General features: G+C 72.6%; 10 protein-coding genes. 2 read left to right on the forward strand and 8 right to left on the reverse strand.

Annotation, left to right across the window (positions count from 1 at the left end):
• Positions 1-53 precede the first annotated feature (53 nt).
• The 6 genes from ACN6LD_RS14540 to ACN6LD_RS14565 all read right to left on the reverse strand — a co-directional run bounded on the left by ACN6LD_RS14540 (position 54) and on the right by ACN6LD_RS14565 (position 7162).
• Positions 54-1565, reverse strand: coding sequence for a family 43 glycosylhydrolase (locus ACN6LD_RS14540; protein WP_445043360.1), 1512 nt, complete (start codon positions 1563-1565; stop codon positions 54-56).
• 241 nt (positions 1566-1806) lie between these two features.
• Complete coding sequence (gene katG, locus ACN6LD_RS14545) at positions 1807-4029, reverse strand: catalase/peroxidase HPI (protein ID WP_445043361.1); 2223 nt, start codon at positions 4027-4029, stop codon at positions 1807-1809.
• A 136-nt stretch (positions 4030-4165) separates the two neighbouring features.
• On the reverse strand, positions 4166-4603 hold the full coding sequence (locus ACN6LD_RS14550; RefSeq protein ID WP_057576024.1) for a Fur family transcriptional regulator: 438 nt from the start codon (positions 4601-4603) through the stop codon (positions 4166-4168).
• A 73-nt stretch (positions 4604-4676) separates the two neighbouring features.
• Positions 4677-5885, reverse strand: a complete 1209-nt coding sequence (locus ACN6LD_RS14555; RefSeq protein WP_445043362.1) for a cysteine desulfurase-like protein — start codon at positions 5883-5885, stop codon at positions 4677-4679.
• A gap of 276 nt (positions 5886-6161) precedes the next feature.
• Positions 6162-6293, reverse strand: a complete 132-nt coding sequence (locus ACN6LD_RS14560; RefSeq protein WP_445043363.1) for a hypothetical protein — start codon at positions 6291-6293, stop codon at positions 6162-6164.
• Positions 6290-7162 carry a dioxygenase family protein gene (locus tag ACN6LD_RS14565; protein WP_445043364.1) on the reverse strand — a complete coding sequence of 291 codons (873 nt, stop codon included), beginning with the start codon at positions 7160-7162 and terminating at the stop codon, positions 6290-6292. Before ACN6LD_RS14565 ends, ACN6LD_RS14560 begins: the two co-directional genes overlap by 4 nt.
• Positions 7163-7757: 595 nt before the next feature.
• On the opposite strand from ACN6LD_RS14565, the gene ACN6LD_RS14570 reads away from it, so the two are divergent.
• Positions 7758-8897, forward strand: coding sequence for an enoyl-CoA hydratase/isomerase family protein (locus ACN6LD_RS14570; RefSeq protein ID WP_445043365.1), 1140 nt, complete (start codon positions 7758-7760; stop codon positions 8895-8897).
• Between the two features lie 284 nt (positions 8898-9181).
• Positions 9182-10291 (forward strand): winged helix DNA-binding domain-containing protein, encoded by a 1110-nt coding sequence (locus ACN6LD_RS14575; protein WP_445043366.1) that lies wholly within the window; start codon positions 9182-9184, stop codon positions 10289-10291.
• A 387-nt stretch (positions 10292-10678) separates the two neighbouring features.
• Here the strand turns inward: ACN6LD_RS14575 and ACN6LD_RS14580 are convergent, their stop codons facing one another.
• Both ACN6LD_RS14580 and ACN6LD_RS14585 read right to left on the reverse strand, forming a co-directional pair.
• Positions 10679-11470 (reverse strand): S1 family peptidase, encoded by a 792-nt coding sequence (locus tag ACN6LD_RS14580; RefSeq protein WP_057576033.1) that lies wholly within the window; start codon positions 11468-11470, stop codon positions 10679-10681.
• Positions 11471-11733: 263 nt separating this feature from the next.
• Positions 11734-14550, reverse strand: a complete 2817-nt coding sequence (locus ACN6LD_RS14585; RefSeq protein ID WP_319195509.1) for a helix-turn-helix transcriptional regulator — start codon at positions 14548-14550, stop codon at positions 11734-11736.
• Positions 14551-14568 lie beyond the last annotated feature (18 nt).

Consider the following 14568-nt stretch of genomic DNA (forward strand, 5'->3'; position numbering starts at 1 on the left):
ATGGGGGGTTGACTGAGGTGGGCGAGGGCGAGGGCGAGGGCGCGGGCCGGGAGTCAGGAGGCGGGCACGAGGCGCCACTGCTGGCAGTTGTTGTTCAGCCAGGTCCACTGCCGTACGTCGGCGCCGTTCGTGGTCTGGCAGTTCGCGACGTCGGCGACCTTGCCGCTGTTCTCGTTGACGATCCGGACGTAGTCACCGGTCGCGGTGAAGACGAGCCGGAAGCGCTGGCACTTGTTGTTGAGCCAGGACCACTGACGCAGGTCCGCGCCGTCGGCGGCGGAGCAGTCGGCGGTGTCCATCACCCCGCCGGTGGCGGCGCTGACCAGCCGGCTGGTGTCGTCTCCCTGGTCCTCGAAGCGCCACTTCTGGTTGGCCCCGCCGTTGCAGGTCCACTGGAAGATGTTCGTGCCGTCGGCGGCGGAACCGCCGTCGAGGTCCAGGCACTTGCCGCTGTTGCGGTTGACGAGGGTGTACGCCGTCGGCGTCGTCGCCGTCTCGCCGGACGGGCCGGGCAGCGATGTGCCGAGCGAGACCGGCGTGCCGAAGTTCGGCGTGCCGTCGGCGTTCCAGGTGAACTTCTGGGCGCGGGTCGTCCGGCCGTTTCCGCAGCCTCCGGTGGAGGCGCTGTTGGCGTGGTAGACGATCCAGTTCTCGGTGCCGTCCGGAGAGCTGAAGAAGCCGTTGTGCCCGGGCCCGTACACGCCGTTCGCGTCGCTGCGCTGGAACACCGGAGTCTGCTTCTTCGTCCACGACGCCGGGCTGAGCGGGTCGGAGCCGGTCAGCTCCAGCAGGCCCAGTTTGTAGTCCGGGGTCTGGCAGTAACTCGCGGAAAACGTCAGAAACGTTCGGCCGTCGTGATACAGCGGTTCCGGTCCCTCGTTGACCGGAGCGCCCGAGGTCTCCCAGCTCAGGGTCGGGCTGGAAATGACGGTGAACGTGTTGCTGGACAGTGTGTACGGGTTGCTCATCGGTGCGATGACGAGGCTCTGCTTGCTGCCGTTCACGAAACCGCTTCCCACGAGAAACAGGTTTCCGCTCACCTGCAGCACGCTCGCGTCGATCAGCCAGCCCCCCGGAGTGAGGTTGGAGCCGGTGAGGGAGCCCTTGTAGGTGTACGGGCCCAGCGGGTCGGCGCCCGCGCTCTCCAGCACGTGGGTGCGCTGCGAGTCGCAGCAGGCGACGCCGCCCTGGCCGGCCGAGTAGTACAGATACCAGTGGCCGTTGAACTGGTGGAGTTCGGGAGCCCAGATGTTGGTGTTGCGGGTCGAGGTGGTGTCGGACCACACCTGCACGGTGGGCGCGGTGGCGAGCCCGGCCAGCGTCGGCGACTTGCGGATGCCGAGGACGCCCGTGAACGTCGTCGTGACCAGGTAGTAGTTGCCGTCGTGGTACTCCAGCCAGGGGTCGGCGCCCTTGGCCGACTTCAGCGGGTTGGTGTACGGGCGGCCGTCGGCCGCGGACACCGGTTGGGTCGCCGCCACCAGGGCGACGAGGAGCGCCAACACGCAGACGAGCAGGGGGCTGCGGCGGTACATCCGGGGCATACGGGACCGTCCCTTGTCCATGAAGCGGACTGTTCGTCATATCGAACAAAGTTCGTAACTTCGGCCAGAAGATATGGGTCGCACATGTCCGCGTCAATGGTTTCGACAGCCCCACCGCGCTCGTGCGTCGACCGGAGCCGCCGATGCCTCACCTGTCACCGCACCGCCGGTCCGCGGCGGAACGCGCCAGGGCGCCCGGCCCGGTCGCTGAGGACCGGGCCGGACGCCCTGCTGGTGCCGTTCTTCCGGAGAGCCGGCTCCGTCAGACCAGGTCGAACCGGTCGAGGTCGGAGACCTTGGCCCACGCCGCGACGAAGTCCGTCACGAACTTCTCCTTCGCGTCGTCGCTCGCATAGACCTCGGCGACCGCGCGCAGCTCGGAGTTCGAGCCGAACACCAGGTCGGCACGGGTGCCGGTCCACTTCACCTGGCCGGTGGCGGCGTCGCGGCCCTCGAAGAGGGACTGGTCCGAGGACGTCGACGACCAGGTCGTGCCCAGGTCGAGGAGGTTGACGAAGAAGTCGTTCGTCAGCGTGCCGGGGGCGTCGGTGAGGACGCCGTGCGAGGACTGCCCGTGGTTCGCGCCCAGGACGCGCAGACCGCCGACGAGGACGGTCAGCTCCGGAGCGCTCAGGTTGAGCAGGTTCGCCCGGTCGAGGAGCAGGTACTCGGCCGGCAGGCGGTTGCCCTTGCCGAGGTAGTTGCGGAACCCGTCGGCGGTCGGCTCCAGCGCGGCGAAGGACTCGGCGTCCGTCTGCTCCTGCGAGGCGTCCACCCGGCCCGGCGTGAACGGCACCTGCACGTCGTGTCCGGCGTCCTTGGCGGCCTTCTCCACGGCGGCGGCGCCGCCGAGGACGATCAGGTCGGCCAGCGAGACCTTCTTCGCACCGGAGTTGAACTCCGCCTGGACGCCCTCGAGGACGCGCAGCACCTGCGCCAGCTCGTCGGGCTCGTTGACCTCCCAGCCGCGCTGCGGCTCGAGGCGGATGCGGGCGCCGTTGGCGCCGCCGCGCTTGTCGCTGCCGCGGAAGGTGGAGGCGGAGGCCCACGCGGTGGACACCAGCTGCGAGACGGTCAGGCCGGAGGCGAGGAGCTTGGCCTTGAGGGCCGCGATGTCCTCGGCGCCGATGACCTCGCCGTCGGCCGCCGGCAGCGGGTCCTGCCACAGCAGGGTCTCCGCCGGGACCTCCGGGCCGAGGTACAGGGACTTCGGGCCCAGGTCGCGGTGGGTGAGCTTGTACCAGGCGCGGGCGAAGGCGTCCGCGAACTGGTCGGGGTTCTCGTGGAAGCGGCGCGAGATCGGCCCGTAGATCGGGTCGAAGCGCAGCGACAGGTCGGTCGTCAGCATCGTCGGGGCGTGCCGCTTGGACGCGTCGTGCGCGTCCGGGACGGTGCCCGCGCCCGCGCCGTCCTTGGCCACCCACTGCTTCGCGCCGGCCGGGCTCTCCGTCAGCTCCCACTCGAAGCCGAACAGGTTGTCGAAGAAGCCGTTGCTCCACTGCGTCGGCGTGGAGGTCCAGGTGACCTCCAGGCCGCTGGTGATGGTGTCGCCGCCCTTGCCGGTGCCGTAGCTGCTCTTCCAGCCGAGGCCCTGCTCGGCCAGCGAGGCGGCCTCGGGGTCGGCGCCGACGTTGTCCGCCGGGCCCGCGCCGTGGGTCTTGCCGAAGGTGTGACCGCCCGCGATCAGGGCGACCGTCTCCTCGTCGTTCATCGCCATCCGGCGGAACGTCTCACGGATGTCGCGGGCCGCGGCCAGCGGGTCCGGGTTGCCGTTCGGGCCCTCGGGGTTGACGTAGATGAGGCCCATCTGGACAGCGCCGAGCGGGTTCTCCAGCTCGCGGTCGCCGGTGTAGCGCTGGTCGTCCAGCCAGGTGGTCTCGGGACCCCAGTAGACGTCCTCCTCGGCCTCCCAGACGTCCTCGCGGCCGCCCGCGAAGCCGAACGTCGTGAAGCCCATCTGCTCGAGCGCGACGTTTCCGGTGAGGATCATCAGGTCGGCCCAGGAGATGGACTGGCCGTACTTCTTCTTGACCGGCCACAGCAGCCGGCGGGCCTTGTCCAGGTTGGCGTTGTCCGGCCAGCTGTTGAGCGGGGCGAACCGCTGCTGACCGGCGCCGGCGCCGCCGCGGCCGTCGCTGATGCGGTAGGTGCCCGCGCTGTGCCAGGCCATGCGGATCATCAGCGGCCCGTAGTTGCCGAAGTCGGCCGGCCACCAGTCCTGCGAGGTGGTGAGCACCTCGGCGATGTCCTGCTTGACGGCCGCGAGGTCGAGCGCCTGGAACGCCTCGGCGTAGTCGAAGCCCTCGCCGAGCGGGTTCGCCACGGCGGGGTTCTTCGCGAGGATCCGCACGTTGAGCCGCTCCGGCCACCACTGGCGGTTGCCGCCGCCCTGGGTCGGGTGCGCTGCACGGCCGTGCGCGACCGGGCAGCCACCTGCCTCCGCCGCCTTCGAGTCGGTCACGATCGCGTCATGGTTCTCGGTCATGGGGGAATCCTTCTGGGCTGGTCGGATCACATGCTCAGGTGCCGCAGGGGTTCGGGTGCTCGGGTCTCGGGTCCTGCGGAGGCGCGGGGGTCCTGCTGATGATCGGTGGTGCGGGTGGTGCGGGTGCAGCGGATGCTCAGGTGCTGCGAACGGTCGAACAGTCGGGGCACAGGCCCCAGTAGATGACCTCGGCCTCGTCTATGGAGAAGCCGCGGTCGTCCGAGGCGGTCAGACAGGGGGCATGGCCCACGGCGCAGTCGACGTCGACGACGGCGCCGCACGACCGGCACACCAGGTGGTGGTGGTTGTCGCCGACGCGTCCCTCGAACCGGGCGGGACTGCCCGGCGGCTCGATGCGGCGCACCAGCCCGGCCGTGGTCAGCGCGTGCAGGGCGTCGTAGACGGCCTGCAGCGAGATGTGCCCGACGCGGTCGCGCACCCCGGAGGCGATGGCCTCGACGCCGAGGTGGTCGCCCGCCCGGACGGTCTGGAGCAGCGCGACCCGGGCGGCCGTCACCCGCAGGCCGGCACCGCGCAGCTCCTCGGCGGTGGTCGGTGTACCGGGTGCTGTCATGCGTGCGAACCTACGGCATAAACACGAACGATTCAAGAAAACGAGCTGTACAAGTCTGAAAGTCGCGGGTGGCTCAGAGGAAGTGCGCGAGCCCGTCGAGCAGCCGGTCGACGTCCTCCTCGTCGTTGTAGGGAGCGAGCCCCACCCGCAGCGCGGGATCGTCGAGCTGCAGCGCGGCGAAGGCCTCATGGGCGTAGAAGGAGCCCGCCGGGGCCACCACTCCCCGCGCCGCCAGGTGCGCCTGCGCCTCGCGCGCGTCCCGGCCCCGGAGGGTCATGAGGACGGTCGGCGTGCGCTGAGCGGCCTTCGCGTGGACGGTGACGGCGTCGCCCAGCGCGCCCAGTCCGGCCGCCATCCGAGAGCGCAGCGCGTTCTCGTGCTCGTGCAGGGACCGCAGTGAACGCGCCAGCCGCTGCCTGCGCGACTCGCCCGCGGGACCCGCCGTGTCGTCCATCCGGGCGAGGAAGTCCACGGCGGCGGTGGCGCCCGCGAGAAGCTCGTAGGGCAGCGTCCCGAACTCGAACCGCTCGGGCACGGCGTTCGTGGACGGCAGCAGCTTGTCCGGCGCGAGAGCTTCGAGGGTCTCCGGCCCGGCGGCGAGCACCGCGCAGTGCGGCCCGAGGAACTTGTACGGCGAGCAGACGAACAGGTCGGCGCCGAGTGCGGGCACGTCCACCAGGTGGTGTGCGGCGTAGTGCACACCGTCCACATACACCAGGGCGCCCACTGCGTGGGCCATGTCGGCGATGCGGCGCACCGGCGGCACGGTGCCCAGCACGTTCGAGGCCGCCGTCACCGCCACCAGCCGTGTGCGGGGCGACAGCGCGCGCTCGTAGGAGCCGAGGTCGAGTTCCGTGGTGGCCGGGTCGATCCCGATCCAGCGGACGGCGACGCCGGCGCGCCGGGCGGCCTGGATCCAGGGGCGCACGTTCGCGTCGTGGTCCAGCCTGCTGAGGACGATCTCGTCGCCGGCCCGCCAGTCCTTGGCCAGGTGCCGCGAGAAGTCGTAGGTGAGCTGGGTGGCGCTGCGCCCGTGCACGATGCCGTTCGGGGGCACGGCCAGGAGGTCGGCGTAGGCGGCGCGGAAGTCGGCGACGGCCTGCTCGGCGTTGCGCTCGGAGACGCTGACGAGCCCCCGGTTGGACAGCGGGCCGGTCATCGTCCGGGCGACGGCCTCGGCGACCTGTACGGGGGTCTGGGTCCCGCCGGGGCCGTCGAAGAAGGCGAAGCCCTGTGCGAGGGCCGGAAAACGGGTGCGCAGCGCGGCGACGTCCAGAGTCATGCCGCGACTCTGGCAGCCGGCGCGGGCCGCCACCACCGGATCGGGAGGAGCCGGCGGCATCGGGTGGGGGGCGCGGAACAGGGCACGGGCGGCGGGGGCGGCGGCGCGGGCGGGGGAGCTGCGTCCCGGCCCTCCGGCGGGTGCGGCCGAGCCGGGGCCGAGCCGGGGCGTCAGCGGTGGCGACGGCGACGGCGACCCGTGCGGCGTAGGCGCGACGGCGACGCCGGTCCGTCACGGGGGCGGCGACGGCGCGGGCCGTGTCCTGGCCCGCTCGCCCTACACGACGAGGACAGGGCGCAGGCCGAGCCGCCCGGTCTCCGCGGCCACCGCGTGCGGCACGGCGCCCGGCCGCAACACGACCCGCATCGGCTGGGACCGGTGGGCGAAGTCCAGGGCCTGCCCGGTCATTCCACCACCGGCTGCAGCACGATGTCGAAGAGGGCCCGGCGAAAGGGGTTGGCCAGACCGGACGCCGCCGCCTGCGCCGGGTCGTCCACCTCGGTGAACTCCTGTACGAGGCTCTTCCTGACGGCGAAGACGGCGTCCGACTCCAGATAGTCGCTGCCCGCCACGAAGATGTGCGTCGTCACAGGCAGGTGGCCGGCGGCGCTCGCGATGAAGTGGATGTGGGCGGGCCGGTATGGGTGGCGGTTGGTCGCCTCGAGCAGCGTCCCGACCGGCCCGTCCGTCGGGATCGGATACGGGCTCGGCACGCACGAGCGGAACCGGAAGCGGCCCTCGGCGTCCGCGGTGAACAGGCCGCGGCCGTTGCCCGGCGGCTGTTCTCCGGGCTGCTGGACGTCGTAGAAGCCGTGGTCGTCGGCCTGCCACACGTCCAGCGTCGCGCCGGGCAGCGCGCTGCCGTCGACGGACAAGACCCGGCCGCTGACGAGGCAGGGCTCACCGGCGCCGACCAGGTCGATGGTGTCCCCGAGCACCCGCGCGGGGGACTCGACCATGTGGAACGGCCCGAGGACGGTGGAGTCGGTGACTGCCGGTTCCTTGCGGTCGTTGATCGCCTCGACGAGCATCGACACGCCCAGGACGTCCGAGAGCAGGATGAACTCCTGCCGGGTGTCGTCGCACCGGTGCCCGGCGTCGGTGAGGAAAGCGATCGCCCGCTCCCATTCGGCCCGGGTCGGCTCGGCTTCCCGCACGAAGTCGTGCAGATGCCGCACGAGGCCGCTCAGCAGCTCCCGCAACCGGGGGTCGGGGGTGTGGGCGAAACTGTCCACCACCGCGTTCGTCGCGGTCTCGGCGGTGAAGTCCATGGCCATGGCGGTCTCCTGCTCGGCCTCGGCGGTTCGGCTCCGCCGAGTATCCGTCGCGGGCCGTCGCGGGGGAGCGGAAAGCCGCCGCAGGGCGCGGTCGGCATCGTGGGCGTGGCGTGGCGTGGCGTGGCGTGGCGTGGCCGGGCGGGCGGGCTAAGCGGACGGGCCGGACCGGGGCGGGCCGGCGGGACGGGCCACGATCGCGGTCGCGCCGGGAGGCCGGCGGACCCGAACGGACGGCCCGGCGAGGGCCCACCCCGGGGCACGACCGGGCCGGCGCACCCACCTGAGAAGATCGTTCGTGAACCGCGTCCACCGGACCCCGGAAGGGGATCGACGAGATCATGAGTGTCACCGCGTCCAGCGGCCTGACGGATTCCCCTCCCAGGGCGGAAACCCGTTCCCGAACAGAAGCCTGTGTCCCGAGGGGAACCCGTTCCTGGACGGAAGCCTGCGCTCGGACGGCAACCGGTTCCCGGACGGAAACCGGTTCCCGGGCAGAGTCCCGTTCCCGCACGGAAACCGGTTGCTGCACGGAAACCCGTTGCTGCAGGGAAACCCGTTCCAGCAAAGAAGCCTGTTCCAGGGTGGGGGTCCGCGGATGACCGGCGCCGAGGACCCCGTTCTGGTGCAGACCGTGGGCCGGGCCGCCCGCCTCGTCCTCAACCGCCCACGCGCCCTCAACGCCCTGAACCATGCGATGGTGCGCCGCATCGACGACGCGCTGACCGCGTGGGAGCACGACCCGGCCGTCGAGACCGTCGTGCTCACCGGCGCGGGGGAGCGTGGCCTGTGTGCGGGCGGCGACATCCGCGCCGTCCACGACGACGCCCGCGACGGTGACGGGAGGGCCTCGGCGGCCTTCTGGCGGGACGAGTACCGGCTCAACGCCCGTATCGCCCGCTACCCCAAGCCCTACGTCGCCGTCATGGACGGCATCGTCATGGGCGGCGGCGTCGGCGTCTCGGCGCACGGCGGCGTGCGGATCGTCACCGAGCGCTCCCGGATCGCCATGCCCGAGACCGGCATCGGATTCGTGCCCGACGTCGGCGGCACACACCTGCTCGGCCGCGCGCCGGGTGAGCTCGGCGTCCACCTCGCCCTGACGGGCGCGCAGATCGGTGCGGGGGACGCCGTGCTGTGCGGACTCGCCGACCACTATGTGCCGTCCTCCTCGCTCCCGACGTTTCTCGCCGAACTCGCCGACCTGCCGGTGCGTGAGGCCCTCGCCCGGCACGAGCAGCCGCCGCCCCAAGGGGAGTTGGCCGCGGCGCGCGGATGGATCGACGCGTGTTACGCCGCCGGCACCGTCGAGGAGATCGTCCGGCGCCTGCGCGCCCACGGCGACCCGGCCGCTGTGGAGACCGCGGAGACCCTGCTCACGCGGTCGCCCACGGCGCTGAAGGTCACCCTGGCCGCTCTGCACCGTGCCCGGCGTCTCGGCTCGCTGGAGGATGCGCTGAATCAGGAGTACCGCGTCTCCTGCGCCGCCCTGGCCTGCCCCGACCTCGTCGAGGGCGTCCGTGCCCAGATCGTCGACAAGGACCGCAGCCCGCGCTGGTCGCCCGCCACTCTCGCCGAGGTCGCCGCCGCCGACGTGGAGCGTTTCTTCACCCCGCTCGGCACCCGGGAACTGGGTCTCGCCGGGCCGCCGTCTCCGCAACCCGCCCGTCACACCGACCCGACCGCTCGGCTTCACCCGGCGCCTGAACCCGGCGCGACCTCTCGAACCCACCCGTAGCCGGGTTCGGCCGTCACGGACGGACGAACGCCGACGGCCTCGCGAACCCGGCATGGTCGGGCGCCCGTCATGCCGGGCCCCCGACCGCCGGGCCTCGGGATCGCGCTGAACCCAGGACGAACCGGAGGCCGAGGCGACCCGCGTAGATCACCCGCGTCGCCCACCCGCGCCACCCCCCGCCGCCGCTCGCGTGGCCACCTCGCGTCGCCCGCCCGCGTCGTCACCCGGGCCGCTCGCCCGCGTTGCGGACAGGACCTGTCCGCAAGTCCGGCTAGCTTGCCGGTATGACGAAGACGACGTCCCCGGCAGGCCCCGTGCTCGACGCCCGGTCTCTCAACCGCGCCACCCTCGCCCGGCAACTGCTGCTGCGCCCGGCCGAGTTGTCCGCCAAGGCCGCGGTGGAGCATCTGCTCGGACTGCAGGCGCAGAACGTCAAGCCGCCGTACTACGCGCTCGCCGCCCGCCTCGACGGTTTCGCCGCGGAGCACCTGTCGGGGCTGATGGCCGACCGCGAGGTCGTCCGCATCGTCAGCATGCGCTCCACCATCCACACCCACACCGCGGACGACTGTCTGACCCTCCGGCCGCTCGTCCAGCCCGCCCGCGAACGGGAGTTGACGACCTTCCGCAAGGGGCTCGTCGGGGTCGACCTCGACCGGCTCGCGGTCCTCGCGCGCGACCTGGTCGAGGACGAGCCGCGCACCATGGGGCAACTGCGCGAGGCGCTCACCGAGGAGTGGCCGGACGCCGACCCGCAGTCCCTCGCCGTGGCCGCCCGCTGCCGACTGCCCCTGGTCCAGGTCACTCCGCGCGGGCTGTGGGGCCGCAGCGGACAGGTCGCCCTCACCACCGCCGAGCACTGGCTGGGCCGCCCCGCACAGGCGGCGCCCGCCGTGGACGCCGTCGTCCTGCGCTATCTGGCGGCCTTCGGCCCGGCCTCCGTCAAGGACATGCAGACCTGGGCCGGTCTGACCCGGCTGCGCGAGGCCTTCGAACGCCTGCGCCCGCAACTGTCCGCCTTCCGGGACGAACGCGGCGTCGAACTGTTCGACCTGCCCGAGGCCCCGCGCCCCGACCCCGAGACCCCGGCCCCGCCGCGCTTCCTTCCCGAGTTCGACAACCTCCTCCTCTCCCACGCCGACCGCGGCCGCGTCGTCCCGCCCGAGTACTGGGGGCGTTCCTGGCAGGGCAACCAGGCGTACTGCACTCTCCTGGTCGACGGCTTCCTGGCGGGAGTGTGGAGACTGGAGCGGGACGCCCTGGTCGTCGAGCCGTTCGGTCGTCTCACCGGCGCGCAGAAGCGGGACGTGCTCGCCGAGGGTGAGCGCATGCTGGCCGTGATGCACCCGGAAGAGGCTTACGACATCCGGTTCGGGACGGTCCTCCGACCCTGACGCCGGCCGCCGGTAGCGGCAGAAACAGCAGAAACAGCAGAAACAGCGGTAACGGCGGAAATGGCAGAAACAGCAGAAACTGCGGAAGCGAGCAGCAACCGCGGCGATAGACGGCAACCGCGGAAACAGGCAGCAACTGCGGCGATAGAAGGCAACCGCGGAAACTGAAAGCAACCGCGGAAGCAGCCGGAGCAGCCGTGACGACCAGGACCGGCCAGGCTGTGCGCGGGCGGGCCAGCGCAGCGGGACGCGGAACGCCCCCACCGGTGACCGGTGGGGGCGTGGACGGTTGGACAGGGGGCGCTGCGGGCCGCTCGTGGAGGCTCGCAGCGCCCCCTGGTCGTTCCCTGAGGGATGCTCAGGAGTTTCTCGGGGGCTACCCGGTGACTACGAGTTGACCTGTGCGGTCACCAGGCTGGAGAAGGTGGTCAGCCGGGTGTACACACCCGGGTAACCGGCTTCCGCGCAGCCCTCGCCCCAAGAAGTGATGCCTGCCAGGACGCCCCCGATGAGCAGGGGACCGCCGCTGTCGCCCTGGCAGGTGTCTGTGCCGCCGGTGGTGTATCCGGCGCAAACCATGTCGGTCTGGACGAAGTCCGAACCGTAGGAGCTCTTGCAGCTGGAGTCGGACACGATCGGGACGGTCGCGGTCCGCAGCTGGTTGGAGGAGCTGCCGTTCTCCGAGGTGGTGCCCCAGCCGATGATGCGGGCGGTGGTGCCGGCCGCGTACACGCCGGTCTGGGACGAGGAGACGTACGACGCCTTGGTGTACGGCATCGACGTCGACAGGGTCAGGACGGCCACGTCGTCGCCGTTGGTGGCGTCCGTGTATCCCGGGTTGATCCAAATCTTGCTCACCCGGCTGACCGTGCCGTTGGTGCCGTTGAGGTAGGTGCGGCCGCCGACGACGCGCACGCTGCTCGTGGTCTCGCCGACCATGCAGTGCGCGGCGGTGACCACCTTGGTCGCCGAGACGAGGGTGCCGCCGCAGAACTGGTTCTGCGAGGCGTCCGTGATCTGCATCATGAACGGATAGGCCGTGGTCGTGGTCGTCGTGCCGCCGACGATCGGCTGCGGGGCTGCGACGGCGGTGGGGGCGCCGAGCAGCACGGTCGCCGCCGTGGCAGCGGTCGCCGCGACGACGGCGGCGGTTCTCTTCACGCGGTTGAGCCCGAACATGGAACTCCTCGAGGGGTTGCCGGTGGGGGGTCGCGCGGGTGTGGGGGGTGTGCACGGGGGTCGCGGGACCGACCCCCGTGTGCCCGGGCGAGCGGCACGTCCCTTACGCTAGGACCCGGTGCCCGGCGTCCCCAATGAGGGAACCCCCTAAGGGAGTTGGGGCAGGGAAAACCCTCGGTCCGGCAGCGCCGCCGCAGCACCCTCGCTCCGGGGGACGTCCTGCGCGCGGGTCGCCCCCGAGGGGCAGTTAACCCGCGCGATCCTCACTTCGCGTGACGCCCCGCCGCCAACCGGACGATGTCCACCCGCGAGCGGATCCCCAGCTTGCGGTACACCCGGGTCAGGGTCGCCTCGACCGTCTTCACGCTGATGAACAGCCGCGCGGCGATCTCCCGGTTGGTCGCCCCCTCCATGACGAGCGCCGCGACCTGACGCTCCATCGCGGCCAGTCCCGCCAGCGCGTCGGACGGCGGGGTCTGCGCGGTGACGGCGGACGGCTCGCCCGCGCCCTGGGCGGCGGCCTCCTCCACCTGGCGCAGCCAGGGCAGCGCCCGGCACCGCCGGAACAGCCGCGCCGCCTCGTCGTACGACGTCGGCCCGGGCCGTCCGGTGCGCAGCCTGGCCAGCGCGAACGCCGCCCGCGCCTCCTCCAGCCCGTAGCCGAGCTTGGCGAGCCGGTCCTGAACGGACGTCAGCCGGGACAGGGCTCCCTCGTGGTCGCCGAGCGCCGCCCGTACCAGGGCTTCCGCCCGGTCCAGCACGGCCAGCACGCTCTCCCGGTCGAGCCTGAGCGCGTGTTCGCGCGTCACGGCGATGACGTCCTGCGCCTCGCCCGGCTCCCCGACCCGGACCAGCGCCTCGGCCAGGTCGCCCTGCCAGCGGCCGCGCGCCGGGTCGGTGATGCCGAGGCCCTGCTCCAGCTCGCGCACCCGGCGCAGCGAGCCGACCGCGCCCGCCGCGTCGCCGGCCACGAACTGGGCGTGGCCCAGCGCGGCCAGCGCGCGCGAGAGGTACATCTGGTCGCCGTCCTCCTCCGCCCGCCCCGCAGCCTCCCGGGCCAGCGCGAGCGCCTGTCCGACGTCGCCGCCCGAGGCCTCCGCGAGGGAGGCAAGCATCGCGGAGGCGCCGAGGCCGATGCCCGAGTCACGGGCCAGCCTGAGGCTTTCGCGGGCCAGGTCTAGGGCGCGCCCGCAGTGTCCGGAGCGCAGTTCGGTCTCGGCGAGGAAACGCTGGAAGTGCACCTCGCTCTCGACCATGCCGCGCCGCCGGACCTCGCGCAGCAGCGCGGTGATGGTCGACCGGGCCTCGGGCAGCTGGTCGCTCATCATCAGCCAGCGGAACCTCGCCGCGCCGACGCCGTTGTGGTGGCAGGCCACGTAGGGGTCCTGAGGCTCCCTCATGGCCTGCTTGATCGTCGCGGGGGCGTTCGGATGGCCCATCAGGGTCTCGGTGGACGACTGGAACGACAGCGCCATCAGCTCGGTGCGCCGGTCGCCGCCGCGCGCCGCCAGCTCCGCCGCGTGCGCGGCCTCCTGCCGGGCCTCGGAGAAGTCGCCCTCGACGATCAGCTTGCGCCAGGCGAGGTGGTAGTGGACCAGGGCGAGCAGCCGGGGGTCGTCGCCGGCGTCGGCGAGGGCCTGCGGGAAGACGGCGTCGACGTCGCCGAGGGCCTGCCCGGCGGCCTCGATGACCACCTCCCAGGCACGGATCCGGTCGGCGGGCACGGTCGCCCGGGTCAGCACCTCGCGCGCGATGTCCCGCGCCAGGTCCACCTCGCCGGCGGTGATGGCGTCCTCGGCGGCGCGCAGCCGGTGTTCGTCCGGGCCGGGCGTGCCGTCCGGCGGGGTGTGCCGGGCGGCGAGCAGCCCGAGCGAGGCGGCCACCGACGGCGCGCCCCGGTCGCGGGCCAGGGCAGCGGCCTCGGCCAGCCGGGCGGCGACCTCCGGGTCGGTGCCGGTGGTGGCCATCGCGAGGTTGCGGGCGCGCTCGATCGGGTCGGAGGCGGCGGTGGACAGCGCGGCGTGCGCGGCCCTGCGCTCCTGCGCGGGCGCCTCCGCGTACAGCGCGGCGGAGATCAGCGGATGCGCGAACCGGACGGCCGGGCCCTCCGGCTCGGTCGCCAGCAGTCCGAGGGCCGCCGCCTGCGCGGTCTCCGCCTCGGCGTTCTCCCGGCCGGCCGCGTGCAGCAGGGCCAGCGTGGGGCGGGCGCCGGCGCTGGCCACCAGCAGGGTGCGCCGGGCCTCGTCGGAGAGCATGTCCAGGCGGCTGAGGACCAGGGCGCGCAGTGAGGTGGGCACCGGCAGCGGCTCGCCCGGGCGGGGCGGCGTGGGGTTCTCGCCGAGGGCGCGGCCGAGTTCCAGCGCGAACAGGGGGTTGCCGCCGCTGGTGCGGTGGATCTCCCGGACCGTGGAGCGGGGCAGGTCGGTGTAGCCGCGGTGGTCGAGCAGCGCGGAGACCTGGTTGCGGGAGAGCGGGTTGAGGCGGACGGCGAGGGTGTCGGGCGGGGACGCGCGTAGATGCCGGTCGTACTCCTGTCCCTCCGTGCGCACCGCGCACAGCAGCTGGACCGGGGTGTCGCCGAGCCGGCGGGCGGCGAAGCCGAGGAGTTCGGCGCTGGCCGAGTCCAGCCACTGCAGGTCGTCGGCGACGAGCAGCACGGGGCCCGCGGCGGCCAGGATGCGCAGCGCGGACAGGACGGCCAGCCGCAGGGCGAGTCCGTCGCGCTGCAGCGTCGACTCGCCGCGGCCGGTCAGCGCCGACTCCAGGGCGGTGCGCTGCGCTGCGGGCAACTTGTCCGAGATCTCGTCCAGGACGAGGCCGAAGAGGTCCGCGAGGGCCAGGAAGGGGAGGTGGGATTCGGACTCGGTCGCCGAGCAGCGCAGCACGGTGCGCGCCGCCTCGCCGTAATCCGCGGCCAATGCCCGCAGCACGGTCGACTTTCCTATTCCGGCAGGGCCGTGCAGCAGCACACTGCCGCCGCGCGTCAGCTGGTCACGGGCGGCCGTGACCAGCTCCTCTCTGCCGATGACCAGGTCGGGGCGGCATCTGGCAGGCTCCTTGAAGTCCCGTCGCACGGTCACCGCTCCCCTCCGAGTGTC

The sequence above is a fragment of the Streptomyces sp. SAS_272 genome (genome assembly GCF_052543235.1).

What these genes read in the sequence shown, in the direction of transcription:
- ACN6LD_RS14540 (WP_445043360.1), bottom strand. Translation starts at nt 1,565, where the DNA reads ATGGACAAGGGACGGTCCCGTATGCCCCGGATGTACCGCCGCAGCCCC.
- ACN6LD_RS14555 (WP_445043362.1), bottom strand. Translation starts at nt 5,885, where the DNA reads ATGACTCTGGACGTCGCCGCGCTGCGCACCCGTTTTCCGGCCCTCGCA.
- ACN6LD_RS14570 (WP_445043365.1), top strand. Translation starts at nt 7,758, where the DNA reads ATGACCGGCGCCGAGGACCCCGTTCTGGTGCAGACCGTGGGCCGGGCC.
- ACN6LD_RS14575 (WP_445043366.1), top strand. Translation starts at nt 9,182, where the DNA reads ATGACGAAGACGACGTCCCCGGCAGGCCCCGTGCTCGACGCCCGGTCT.
- ACN6LD_RS14560 (WP_445043363.1), bottom strand. Translation starts at nt 6,293, where the DNA reads ATGACCGGGCAGGCCCTGGACTTCGCCCACCGGTCCCAGCCGATGCGG.
- ACN6LD_RS14565 (WP_445043364.1), bottom strand. Translation starts at nt 7,162, where the DNA reads ATGGCCATGGACTTCACCGCCGAGACCGCGACGAACGCGGTGGTGGAC.
- ACN6LD_RS14550 (WP_057576024.1), bottom strand. Translation starts at nt 4,603, where the DNA reads ATGACAGCACCCGGTACACCGACCACCGCCGAGGAGCTGCGCGGTGCC.
- ACN6LD_RS14580 (WP_057576033.1), bottom strand. Translation starts at nt 11,470, where the DNA reads ATGTTCGGGCTCAACCGCGTGAAGAGAACCGCCGCCGTCGTCGCGGCG.
- katG (WP_445043361.1), bottom strand. Translation starts at nt 4,029, where the DNA reads ATGACCGAGAACCATGACGCGATCGTGACCGACTCGAAGGCGGCGGAG.